9 protein-coding genes are annotated in these 12346 nt (G+C 62.3%); 4 read left to right on the plus strand and 5 right to left on the minus strand.

Annotated elements, in window-relative coordinates:
- The first annotated feature begins 144 nt into the window (after positions 1-144).
- A complete protein-coding gene (locus JZX88_RS00495; RefSeq protein WP_065115075.1) occupies positions 145-417 on the plus strand; it encodes a hypothetical protein in 273 nt (90 codons plus the stop codon).
- On the opposite strand, the gene ppdK is transcribed toward JZX88_RS00495, so the two are convergent.
- Positions 395-3121, minus strand: coding sequence for a pyruvate, phosphate dikinase (ppdK, locus tag JZX88_RS00500; RefSeq protein WP_206912225.1), 2727 nt, complete (start codon positions 3119-3121; stop codon positions 395-397). The genes JZX88_RS00495 and ppdK overlap by 23 nt on opposite strands.
- 227 nt (positions 3122-3348) lie before the next feature.
- Between ppdK and JZX88_RS00505 the strand changes: the two genes are divergently transcribed.
- Positions 3349-4326: a VOC family protein gene (locus JZX88_RS00505; protein ID WP_206912227.1), complete on the plus strand. Its 978-nt coding sequence runs from the start codon at positions 3349-3351 to the stop codon at positions 4324-4326.
- A 738-nt stretch (positions 4327-5064) separates the two neighbouring features.
- On the opposite strand, the gene JZX88_RS00510 is transcribed toward JZX88_RS00505, so the two are convergent.
- The 4 genes from JZX88_RS00510 to JZX88_RS00525 form a co-directional block, all read right to left on the minus strand.
- Positions 5065-8532, minus strand: a complete 3468-nt coding sequence (locus JZX88_RS00510) for a chromosome segregation SMC family protein (protein WP_206912230.1) — start codon at positions 8530-8532, stop codon at positions 5065-5067.
- 84 nt (positions 8533-8616) lie between these two features.
- On the minus strand, positions 8617-9297 hold the full coding sequence (locus tag JZX88_RS00515) for a DsbA family protein (RefSeq protein ID WP_065115071.1): 681 nt from the start codon (positions 9295-9297) through the stop codon (positions 8617-8619).
- 129 nt (positions 9298-9426) lie between these two features.
- Complete coding sequence (locus JZX88_RS00520; protein ID WP_142855428.1) at positions 9427-9948, minus strand: DUF721 domain-containing protein; 522 nt, start codon at positions 9946-9948, stop codon at positions 9427-9429.
- A gap of 26 nt (positions 9949-9974) precedes the next feature.
- Positions 9975-10439: a hypothetical protein gene (locus JZX88_RS00525; protein WP_206912231.1), complete on the minus strand. Its 465-nt coding sequence runs from the start codon at positions 10437-10439 to the stop codon at positions 9975-9977.
- A 126-nt stretch (positions 10440-10565) separates the two neighbouring features.
- Between JZX88_RS00525 and mutY the strand changes: the two genes are divergently transcribed.
- Both mutY and JZX88_RS00535 read left to right on the plus strand, forming a co-directional pair.
- On the plus strand, positions 10566-11678 hold the full coding sequence (mutY, locus tag JZX88_RS00530; protein ID WP_206912232.1) for an A/G-specific adenine glycosylase: 1113 nt from the start codon (positions 10566-10568) through the stop codon (positions 11676-11678).
- The gene (locus JZX88_RS00535) at positions 11675-12286 is read left to right on the plus strand and encodes an HAD family phosphatase (RefSeq protein WP_142855427.1); all 612 of its coding nucleotides are present in this window, start codon (positions 11675-11677) and stop codon (positions 12284-12286) included. The genes mutY and JZX88_RS00535 overlap by 4 nt, the downstream gene beginning before the upstream one ends.
- The last annotated feature ends 60 nt before the right edge of the window (positions 12287-12346 follow it).

The raw sequence follows: 12346 nt of genomic DNA on the forward strand, positions 1-12346 counted from the left end.
GGTTCAAGGCCCACATGACGGCGAAGAAGTTCCCTTGCCAAACGCAACTTTCCGCCCCTACGCGGCTTTTCCCCGTATCAAAACAGGCGTATCAATCGCGGCAATAAAAGTGCCGTACGGCTGTCATGTTAAGGGAGAAACAAGATGCGTGTTTCCATCGTCCTCGGTTCGCTTGCCGCCCTCATGGCGCTCACCGCCTGCCAGACGCTGACGCCGGAAGAGCGGCGGGCGCGGGATGAGGCGACATGCCGGGGTTATGGTTTCCGCCCCGGCACGGACCCGATGGCCGGTTGCCTTCTCGATCTGGAAATGGACCGCCGCGCCGACAACCGCGCCTGGCAGGCGCGGATGAACCGCGACATGTTCTACCGGCCGGTCGTGGTCGAGCGTCAGATCATCGTCCGACAGAACCCCTGACGGGAATGAAGGCGACATTGCTCGCCACCCTGCCCTCATCCCTCTTCGCCGCGAGCGTTGCCTGCGCCGCGGCCAGACGGGCGATGGGCACGCGGAAGGGCGAGCAGGACACGTAGTCGAGATCGGCATCCTCGCAGAAATGGATCGAGGCCGGGTCGCCGCCATGTTCACCGCAGATGCCGAGCTTCAGTTCCGGCCGCGTCTGGCGGCCTCGTTCGGCGGCAATGCGGATCAATTCTCCCACGCCGTCGAAATCGAGCGAGATGAACGGGTCGCGCTCGATGATGCCCTTGCGCTGATAGGTATTGATGAAACGCGCCGCATCGTCACGGGAAATACCGAAGGTGGTCTGCGTCAAATCGTTGGTGCCGAAGGAGAAAAATTCCGCCGCTTCCGCAATCACATGGGCGCGCAGGGCAGCACGCGGCAGCTCGATCATGGTGCCGGTCAGATATTCGATCTCCATGCCGGTCTCCTGCGCCACCGCAGCGGCGACGCCGTCGATGACTTCGGTGACGTAATCCAGTTCCGAGCGCAGACCGACCAGCGGCACCATGATTTCGGGCACGACCGGCGCACCGGTGATGCGCGCCGCGGCAACCGCCGCTTCAAAAATCGCGCGGGCCTGCATTTCGGCGATTTCCGGATAGGAAATGGCGAGACGGCAGCCGCGATGGCCGAGCATGGGGTTGAATTCGTGCAGCGCATCCAGCCGCTGGCGGAACACCGTCTGCGGCATGCCCATGGCGGCCGCCACCTCGACGATTTCGCCATCGGTCTTCGGCAGGAATTCGTGCAGTGGCGGGTCGAGCAGGCGGATCGTCACCGGCAGGCCGTGCATGATCTGGAACAGTTCGGTGAAATCCGAGCGCTGCATCGGCAGAAGCTCATCGAGCGCCGCCCGCCTGCCCTTTTCGCTTTCGGCGAGAATCATTTCGCGCATCACATGGATGCGGTCGCCCTCGAAGAACATATGTTCGGTGCGGCAGAGGCCGATACCCTCAGCGCCGAAAGCGCGGGCGGCGCGGGCGTCGGCCGGGGTATCGGCATTGGTGCGCACCGTCATGCGGCGCAGGCTGTCGGCCCACTCCATCAGCTTGCCGAAATCGCCAGAGAGCTCCGGCTGCGTCATCGGCACCTCGCCCTTCAGCACCCGGCCGGAAGAACCGTCGATGGTGATGACATCGCCGCGCTTCAACATACAGCCGACGCCGATCAGCACCTTGTTGCGCATGTCGACGCGCATGGAGCCGGCGCCGGTGACACAGGGAATGCCCATGCCGCGCGCCACCACGGCGGCGTGGCTGGTCATGCCGCCGCGCGTCGTCAGAATGCCTTCGGCGGCGTGCATGCCATGAATATCTTCCGGGCTGGTTTCGATGCGCACCAGAATGACGCGGCGACCTTCGGCTTCCGCCGCAACCGCCTCTTCGGCGGTAAAGACGATTTCGCCCGTCGCCGCCCCCGGAGAGGCCGGCAGGCCGGAGCCGATGATGGGGCGCGATGTGCCGGGATCGATGGTGGGGTGAAGCAGCTGGTCGAGCGATGACGGCTCGATGCGGCAGACGGCTTCTTCCTGCGAAATCAGCCCCTCTTCCACCATATCGACGGCGATCTTCATGGCGGCGCGGGTGGTGCGCTTGCCGGAACGGGTCTGCAGCATCCAGAGCTTGCCGCGCTCGATGGTGAATTCCAGATCCTGCATGTCGCGATAATGGGTTTCCAGCCGCTTGCAGATCGCCAGAAATTCACTGAACGCCTCCGGCATCAGCTTTTCCATGGAAGGCTTGTCGGAGCCGGAGGCAAGACGCGCGGCCTCGGTGATCGACTGCGGCGTGCGGATGCCCGCCACCACATCTTCGCCTTGAGCGTTGACGAGGAATTCGCCGTAAAGCTCCGCCTCACCCGTCGAGGGGTTGCGGGTAAAGGCGACGCCGGTTGCCGAGGACGAGCCGAGATTGCCGAAGACCATGGCCTGAACGTTGACCGCTGTGCCCCAGTCACCCGGAATATTATGCAGGTGGCGGTAGGTGACGGCGCGATGGTTGGTCCAGCTGGCGAAGACGGCGCCGATCGCACCCCAGAGCTGGACATGACAGTCCTGCGGGAAGGCTTCGTCCAGCTCATCCTCGATCAGCTTTTTATAAAGCGAAACGACATGCTGCCATTCGACCGCCGACATGTCGGTATCGTATTCGTGGCCGAGGCGGCCTTTTTCGTCCTCGAGAATTTCCTCGAACAATTCGTGGTCGAGGCCCATGACGACATCGGCATACATCTGGATGAAGCGGCGGTAGCTGTCCCAAGCAAAACGCGCGTCGCCCGCATCATGGCCCAGCGCCTCGACGGTGCGGTCGTTGAGGCCGAGATTGAGGACAGTATCCATCATGCCGGGCATGGAGGCGCGCGCGCCGGAGCGGACGGAGATGAGCAGCGGCGACTGGCTGCCGCCGAAGGTCTTGCCGGTCACGGTTTCCATGCCGTGCAGGCCGGCCATGACCTGCAGCTTCAGCTCTTCGGGAAGATCGCGGCCGTTCTTGTGATAAAGGGCGCAGGCATCTGTAATGATGGTAAGGCCGGGGGGAACGGGAAGGCCGAGACTTGCCATTTCGGCAAGGTTCGCGCCCTTGCCGCCCAATATCGCAACGTCACCTGCCCTGCCTTCGGCCGCACCATTGCCGAAGGTATAAACCCATTTTTTCATTCCACGCTCTCCACCCAGAAGCGTTGTCATTTTTCTATCATCTACAGCATTGCCAGCATGTTGGAAACGCCACAACGTGCAGTTTACATCGCAGTGCAGCATAATTGCGGCGAATCCGGCGCCAGAATCGCCTTAAACACAAAATAACAGCAGGACTGACGCATTCGTGTAGTGCGCAGAAACGGAGTGTTCCCTAACCATTATCATCGCCGACAAAGAGATTATTCATGCAATTTACTCGCCGCCACACGTTGAAATTCGCCGGAATTTCTTGCGCCGCCACCGCTTTCGCCGGCGCGCTCAAAGCCGAGGGCGGCACGCCCGCCGCAAATGCCGCCACCACGCTGCCCTTTGCCCTGACGACACCGATGCATATAGGCCAGGCCGCGCTTCGCGTGCGCGATCTTGACCAGATGATCGACTATTACCGGTCGGTGCTGGGCATGAACGAGGTGGAACGCACGGCGAGAGGCGTGACGCTGGGTGTCGGAAGCGTGCCGCTGCTCGATCTCGTCCACAAGCCGGCGGCCGATTACGAAAGTCCCACTTCCGCCGGCCTGTTCCACATCGCCTATCTGATGCCGAGCCGCAAGGATCTGGCCCGCTGGCTGGTGCATGCCGCGCTCCGGCAGGTGCCGCTTTCGGGTTTTGCCGATCACAATGTCAGCGAGGCGATCTATCTCAACGATCCCGAGGGTAACGGGATCGAGGTTTACAGCGACCGGCCGAAAGACACATGGGTGTGGAGCGGCCGGGTGGTGAAAATGGGCACCGAACCGCTTGATGTGGACGATCTGGTGAAGCTGACCGACACCAAAAGAAGCGACTATGTGACTGCCCCGCCGGCCATGCGCATCGGGCATATTCACCTCAGGGTCGGCGGGATTGCCGCCGCTCGCGCCTTTTACGAAGAGGCCGTCGGCCTGCAGCCGACACAGGATGCACGTTCGGACGCATCGTTCCTGTCGTCGGGGGGATATCACCACCATCTGGCGGTAAATAGCTGGAACAGCCGGGGCGCGAAGGCGCGCAACGCCACCGAAACCGGCCTCGACTGGTTCTCAATCACCGTTCGCAATCCCGACGATCTCGAGGCGCAGAAGACGCGGCTCAGGGCAGCCGGCTATGTGCTGGTGGAGATGGAAAACGATGTGGTTGAGGCTATCGACCCATGGGGCACGCGGCTGCGGCTGGCGCCGGGGTGAGTGGTGGTTGGTCTCCATGCATGATGCGGAGCACACTGCGCGATTGACGGTTACGGCGGGTTAAGCGTTTAGAGGGCTTCGCAGCATCATCTCCTTCCGACATTCCGGCCTTGAAACGCTACTGTCCGGTTTAAATTTCGAGCATTGGGACAGGAATGACGTATGGCCGTCGTCCTATGAATGGCAAACCTCGCCAAACACTCCGACGTCATCCCCGGGCCTGTCCCGAGGATCTGCAACGGATTGATTTTTTGACCTGTTTAGATTCTTGGGACAAGCCCAAGGATGATGTCGAGAAAATGCGCAACGTTCACCGCTAGCTTCCAGGCCATATAAGGTATCCAGAAATTTAAACGGGACGGCAGCAGCCTTGCGCCGGAATCCAGCCGACGCGCGTCTGCGCGTCGGGAAGGACGCTTTTCAGCCCAAAGACTTGGGCTGGCTGGATACCGGCTCAAGGCCTGAATGACGGAGGAGGTTTGCGCCCCGGAAACGATTACCAGCCATGCAGCCACCTCGCCCTTTGAGCCCGGAAAAGAAAGCCTTGCGAGGCCACGGCAGCGGCCTCGCAAGGCATTCCATCCGGTACAGGAAACCGGATGGTGGGGTCTGGTGAGAGCCCTTGGTTGTTTCGAAAAACATAGCAAAATGCCGCGTGATGTCGCTCACCCGAATGGGTGATACGGCCAGATAAATTCACATTGAGCAAAAGTCGGGGCTGATCCCGGACAAGCCGCCTCAGACGGCCTCACGCAGCTGTTCGGCGGTCTGCAAATCCACCGATACAAGCTGCGATACACCCTGTTCGGCCATGGTAACGCCAAAGAGGCGGTTCATGCGCGCCATGGTGATGGGATTGTGGGTGATGATGACGAAGCGGGTTTCGGTGGAGGCCACCATCTCGTCCATCAGATTGCAGTAACGCTCGACATTGTGGTCGTCGAGCGGGGCATCCACCTCGTCCAGCACGCAGATCGGCGCGGGATTGGTGAGGAAGACGGCAAAGATCAGCGCCATCGCCGTCAGCGCCTGTTCGCCGCCGGAAAGCAGCGTCATGGTTTGCGGTTTCTTGCCCGGCGGGCGGGCGAGGATTTCCAGCCCCGCTTCCAGCGGATCGTCGGATTCGATCAGCTGCAATTCCGCCGTGCCGCCGCCGAAGAGATGGGTGAACAGCCGCTGGAACTGCGAATTGACCACGTCGAAAGCGGCGATCAGCCGCTCACGGCCCTCGCGGTTGAGGTTCTGGATGCCGGCGCGCAGTTTGCGTACGGCGTCGATGATGTCGTCGCGTTCCTTGATCAGCGCCTCGAGCTTGGCGGAAAGCTCGGCCTGCTCTTCCTCGGCGCGCAGATTGACCGCGCCCAGTCGCTCGCGTTCGATCTTCAGCCGGTCGAGATCGCGCTCGACATCGCGAATATCGGGCTTCGGCTGGTCCGGGCCAAGGCCGGTCAGGCGGAACGCCATATGCGGCTCGGTATTCAGCGTTTCGCGGATGCGGTGTTCGGTTTCCTGTCGTTTCTCGCGGGCGGAAACCAGACGTTCTTCGGCGCGGCCGCGCTTTTCGCGGGCTTCGGCCAGTTCCGAAAGCGCCGTTGCGGCCACCCGGTCGGCGGCGCGCTGCAGGTTTTCCGCTTCGGCCAGCCGGTCGGCGGCCTCGCGGCGGGCGTCTTCGGTCTTCTGCAATTCATTCAGGAGATTGCGGCGTTTCTCGTCGAACTCCTCCGGCGCTATGTCCAGCTCGGCGATTTCCTCGCGCGCCTCTTCCTCACGTTCGCGCAATGTCGCGATGTGATCGGCCGCACTGGCCGCCCGCGATTGCCAAGTGGAGCGCTCCTGCCCTATCGCCTGAATTCTGCGCTGGCGGCTTTCCGCCTCGCGGCTCACACCCTCATGGCGGGCGCGGGCCTCCGCCAGAAGGCCGCGGTCGGTCGCGACTTCGAGCTGGCTTTCGCGCAGCCGCAGATCCAGCACGGAAAGATCGGGCGCGTCCTCCATTTCGATGCGGGCGTTTTCTTCCTGAACGGCGATCTCATCGATCTGCGCGCCGATCTGGTTCAGTGCTTCGGAAACGATATCGCGACGGCGCAGCAGATCGCCCGAGGCCCGTTCGGCGGCGGTGAGCGCCTCGCGCGCCTCGGCAAGATGGCGGGTCGCAAGGCGGCTTCTGTCGCGCACTTCCGAGAGCCGCAATTCGCTGCTGCGGATATCCTCGGTTTTCGCGGCAAGCTGGTCTTCGGCCTCATCCAGAATGGAGCGGGCCTCATCCAGCTCGGTCTCGATTTCCGCGAGGCGGTTCTTCTGCGACAGGCGAAGTGCTGCGGCACCCGGCGCATCGGCGCTGGCGATGTGACCGTCCCAGCGCAACAGCGCGCCTTCGCGCGTCACCAGCCGCTGGCCGGCCTTCAAATGCGGCAGCAGGCGCAGGGCTTCCGCAGTGTTGGCGACGACGCCAATCTGCGCCAAAGCGCGGCGCAGGGCTTCCGGCGCCCGTGCATAATCCAGAAGCGGTTTGGCACCCTGCGGCAAGGCGGGATCATCGGCGCCATCGCCATTGCCGGCCCAATAGGCGGGCGCGGCGGGATCGAGCGAGCTTTCGAGATCGTCGCCGAGGGCGGCACCCAATGCCGCCTCGAAACCGCGCTCCACCGTCATTTCTTCCGCCACCGGCGTAAAGCTGCCATTGGCGGCGGCGCTGGAGGCAAGGATTTTGGTGATGGTGCGTGCTTCCGTATCCAGCGCGTTCAGCCGGTTCCGCGCCGTTTCCAGCGGCGCGCGCGCCAGCGCTTCGGCGGAACGCGCCTCGGCGACGGCGGCTTCGGCTTCCTCCACCACGATCAGAGCATCCTCGACCGCGATCTCCGCCGCCTCGACGGCTTCGCGCCGTTCGGAAGGGTCGGGAAGGCCGGAGAGTTTTTCGTCGATGGCATCGATCTCGGCGGATGCTTCCTGCGATTGCCGTTCCAGCCTCAGCTTACGATCCGAAAGATCACGGATCGCCCGCTCCAACTGCTGGCGCGCGGCGGCGGCTTCGGCTCGTTCGGCGGTGATCGCTGTGAAAACGGCTTCGCTTTCCGCAAGCTTGACAGCGGCGACTTCGAAGGCTTCGCGCATCTCCTCCGCATGACGGCCGGAATCGGAGAGGATTTCGAGAAGTTCGGCCTCTTCCTCATCGAGCCGTGCGAGTATCTGGGCATTGTCCGAGACCAGCCGTTCCTCGCGGATAATATCCTCGCCAAGCTGCGACAGGCGGCGGGCCAGCTCGTCGCGGCGGCGCAGAAGGCGGTTCGCTTCGTCGTCCAGCTGGGTGCGGGCGATCTGCAGGCGTTGCAGGGCGGCGGCGACTTTCGCCTCGCCCTCGCGCAGTTCCGGCAGTTTGAGGCTGGCGATGCCCTGCTGCTTGGCCGCTTCCATCTGGCCTTGCGCCTTTTCGGCGACGATATTGGTGGCCTGATTGAGCGCGCTTTCCGCCTCGCCTTCGGCTTCCTTCGCCTCCACCCAGCGGATGTGCAGCAGGGTCGCCTCGCGGGCGCGGATATCGGCTGACAGCATCTTGAAACGGTTGGCCTGCCGTGCCTGGCGTTTCAGGCTTTCGATCTGGCTTTCCAGCTGGGCGGTCACATCTTCCAGCCGCTCCAGATTGGTCTCGGCAGCGCGCAGACGAAGCTCGGCTTCGTGGCGGCGGGAATGCAGGCCGGAAATGCCGGCCGCCTCTTCCAGCAGCTGGCGGCGGGCCTGCGGCTTGGCGTTGATGAGCTCGCCGATGCGCCCCTGCCCGACCATGGAAGGCGAGCGCGCGCCGGTGGAGGCATCCGCGAACAGCAGCTGCACATCCTTGGCGCGGGCCTCCTTGCCGTTGATGCGGTAGACGGAGCCGTTTTCGCGCTCGATGCGGCGTGTGACCTGAATTTCATCAGCATCGTTGAAGGCGGCGGGGGCGGTGCGGTCGGAATTGTCGAGGTAAAGGCCGACTTCGGCGGTGTTGCGGGCCGGGCGATTGCCGGAACCGGAGAAGATGACGTCATCCATGCCGGAGGCGCGCATGTTCTTGTAGGAATTCTCGCCCATCACCCAGCGCAGCGCTTCGACCAGATTGGACTTGCCGCAGCCATTCGGCCCGACGACACCGGTCAACCCCGGCTCGATGATGAATTCGGAAGGCTCGACGAAAGACTTGAAACCGACGAGGCGGAGCTTATTGAACTTCATGCCGTCACGCCCCGGCAAGAAGACAGGCAATAAAAAACGGGCGTGCGGAAATATCCGCCGCCCGTTTCTTTCAGGGTCCGGCGATCAGAGCAGCTTGTCGATGACAGCCGACATGGTTTCAACCGACATGTCTCCTGCGTATTTCTTGCCGTTGATGATGAAAGTCGGCGTGGAGTTGACGCCGAATTCCGTCGCACCGCGTTGCATGGTTGCGTTCACATCATCCAGAAGTTTCTGGTTCGTCAAGCAGGCCTCGAAAGACTCCTGTGAGAAACCGGCCATTTTCGACATTTGCAGCAGGGCGGCGCGCGCATCCTGCGCAACGGCCCAGCTCTGCTGCTGCTTGAACAGCATGGAAACGAAGGGGAAATACTGACCTTCCGGTGCGCAGCGCGCCAGCATGAAGGCGGCAGCGGCGCGCGGATCGAACGGGAATTCGCGCAGCACGAAATAGACCTTGCCGGTATCGATGTACTTCTTCTTGATTTCTTCGAAGGTCTTGTTGTGGAAGTTGGCGCAGTGCGGGCAGGTCATCGACATGTATTCGACGATCTTGACGGGTGCGTTGGCATCGCCGAGCGCTGCTTCCGGCAGCGGGCCAGGCTTCATCACCGCAGCCATATCCACATCGCCGGTGGATTCAGGCAGTTCCTGCGCCTCGGCAATACCGGGCGTGAAGGCAAACGGCAGGGCCGCAGCAACGGCAGCAAGGGCAACACCGCCGAGAAGGCCGCGACGGGAAATGGTCAGTTCGGGAAAATGCATGAAAGCACCTGTTGGTAATAGACTCTATTGTCTGTTGATTCCGATATAGCGACGGCCTGTTCATCACAAGCGGGGTTTTGAACTCTTCTTGTCAAAGAATTGTGACCAGTCAAGGACGGCGCGCCCACATCAAATCGTCCTGCCGCGCGGCTTTTTCTGCAGGACCGCCGTGCCAAGCCGCTCCACCGCCTTGCGCAACGCCTCGCTCTCGATGCCGTCCATCATGTCATCGAGACGTTTTGCCGCATCGCCGCGCAGGGGCTGCGGTTTGCGCCGGCGGGTGATGGTTTGGGACACCGGTTTCTGCACGATCCTGATCTGGCGCACCGCCGGAAAGCCGAAAAAGCCGTTGATGCGGGCAATCAGTTCGCCCTGCGCATGGGTGAGAAACAGGGCGCGCGCGCCTTCGCAGGCAATCGTCAGCACGCCCGGCTGATAACCGCCGCGATCCGGCCCCTCGTCGCGGCGCGGCCAGGTGATCTTTTCCGGCCGGGTGCAATCGGCAAAGTCGTCGCCGGCGATCTCGTCCCAGGAGCCGAGCAGCGCCGTGTTGATGCCCGCCCGCTTCGACAGCACGGGATCCATGATGCCGTTGGCGACTTCGGCGATCTGTACGACGCCCTTGCGGAACGAATCTGCAGGTTTCTTCATGCTCTCCTCGACAGAGGCAAACGACCTCAAGCGGTCGCGCCGTCGTCACCTTCTTCGCCGCGCAACAGCGCACGGAATCGTCGCCAGTCCCGGCGGGCGCCCAAGCGTATCATTCCCGCCACCCAACATCCAAAGAGGAAATAGCTCGCAGCCAAAATCTTCAGATGAAGGATGCCCGGCTTATCCGAGATAAAAGCAATCACCAACATGCAGGCCAGAACGACGAACAGATATATCCACAGGCCATGGCAAAAAACCGCCCAGAAACCCGATTCAAAAATCCGGAAACGGCGTGACGGTTTTTCCCGCGTCATTTCCAGCTCACGAATGTGCCGGATTACCCGCGCCGTCACCAGGGCGACCCCGTTCTGCGTGCCAAAGCACAGCCGACCGATGCGGTTCAGCAGGCTGATGATCAGGCACAATGCGAGAAGAGCTCCGACAATATGGAGGAGCGGTTGGGGTATGTTTTCCAGCAGCGCGTTCGGCATGGGTTGGTCCTCCTGAAACGGATGGTGGGTCTCGATGCCATGGCGTTCACCGCCGGATAAGGTTTTCCGCCTCGCCACGACAGGCTGCTGTTGCAGATTGCCGCGCCGTCTCTATGTTCAGCGGCGATGAACACATATGCGCGACAACAAATATCACATCCGACGGCGGAGCAACTTCTGGCATGGTACGACCGGCACCATCGCGAGCTGCCGTGGCGCACGTCTCCGGCCATGGCGGCACAGGGAAAACGCGCCGATCCCTATCACGTCTGGCTGTCGGAGGTGATGCTGCAGCAGACGACGGTGCAGGCGGTCAAACCCTATTTCCTGAAATTCCTCGCCGCCTGGCCAACCGTCAGCGATCTGGCGGCGGCACCGGTCGAGGATGTCATGGCGGCGTGGGCTGGGCTTGGTTATTATGCCCGCGCCCGCAACCTCAAGAAATGCGCGGAAGCCGTGGCGCGCGACCATGGCGGCGTTTTTCCGGATACGGAAGAGGGCCTGAAGAGGTTGCCCGGCATCGGCGATTATACCGCCGCCGCCGTGGCGGCCATCGCGTTCAACCGGCAGGCGGCGGTGATGGACGGCAATGTGGAGCGCGTGATTTCCCGGCTCTTCGTCATAGATGCTCCCCTGCCCGGTTCCAAACCGGCCATGAAAGCGAAGGTGGCCGAGCTCACGCCCGCCGATCGGCCCGGTGATTTCGCCCAGGCGATGATGGATCTCGGCGCGACGATCTGCACACCGAAACGGCCGGCCTGCGCACTCTGTCCGTTCAATGGCGCCTGTCTGGCGCTTGCCCATGACGAGCCGGAGCGTTTTCCGGTCAAGGCGGCGAAGAAGGCCAAGCCCGTGCGGCTCGGCGCCGCCTTCGTGGCGGTGAATCCGAGCGGCGAAATCCTGCTGCGGCGGCGCATCGAAAGCGGGCTTCTCGGCGGCATGACCGAGGTGCCGACAACGGCATGGACCGCCCGCATGGACGGCGGCACGGAAGCGAGTCACGCGCCCTTTGCCGCCGGCTGGCAGGCGGCGGGCGTCATCGTGCATGTCTTCACCCATTTCGAACTGCGGCTCACCGTCTATCGCGCGCAGGTGCCCGACGGCCTTCAAACCGGCCCGGATGACGGATGGTGGGAGCCGGTTACAAATCTTGACGCGCAGGCGCTGCCAACGGTGATGAAAAAAGTCATCACCCAAGCTATTCCATCCGCATTCGATGAAAGCAGGAAGTTTCGATGACCAAGATTGAGCATATCGTATTCGACATCGGCAAGGTGCTGATCCATTACGATCCGCATATTCCCTATAGCCGCCTCATTCCCGATGCCGACGAGCGCAAATGGTTCTTCGAGAATGTCTGCACCCATGACTGGAACCTCGAACAGGATCGCGGTCGCCGCTGGGAGGATGCCGAAGCGCTGTTGCTGGAGCAATTTCCCGAGCGGGAAGAGCACATTCGCGCCTTCCGCAAGTTCTGGCACGAAATGGTCTCGCATTCCTATGATGACAGCGTCGCGATCATGGTTGCCCTGATCGACAGCGGCCACGACGTGACGATGCTGACCAACTTCGCTTCCGACACGTTCCGCGAGGCGCAGAAGATGTTCCCCTTCCTCACCCTGCCGCGCGGCGTGACGGTCTCCGGCGATGTGAAGCTCCTGAAGCCTGACGTGGCGATCTACGATCTGCACGCAAAGGAATTCGGCCTCAATCCGGCAGCCAGCATCTTCATCGACGATACGCTGGCGAATGTGGAGGGCGCAAAGCAGGCCGGCTGGCAGGCAGTGCACTTCACCGGCGCGGAAAAGCTGCGGCAGGACTTGCGCGCCCATGGGGTGGATGTCTGAAAATGACGTAACGGGCAGCTCCGATGGAGTTGCCCGTTCCTTGCGATTTCACCGGAAAAC

Origin of the sequence: Agrobacterium sp. OT33, assembly GCF_017313365.1 — a bacterium.
Lineage (GTDB): Bacteria > Pseudomonadota > Alphaproteobacteria > Rhizobiales > Rhizobiaceae > Agrobacterium > Agrobacterium rhizogenes_A.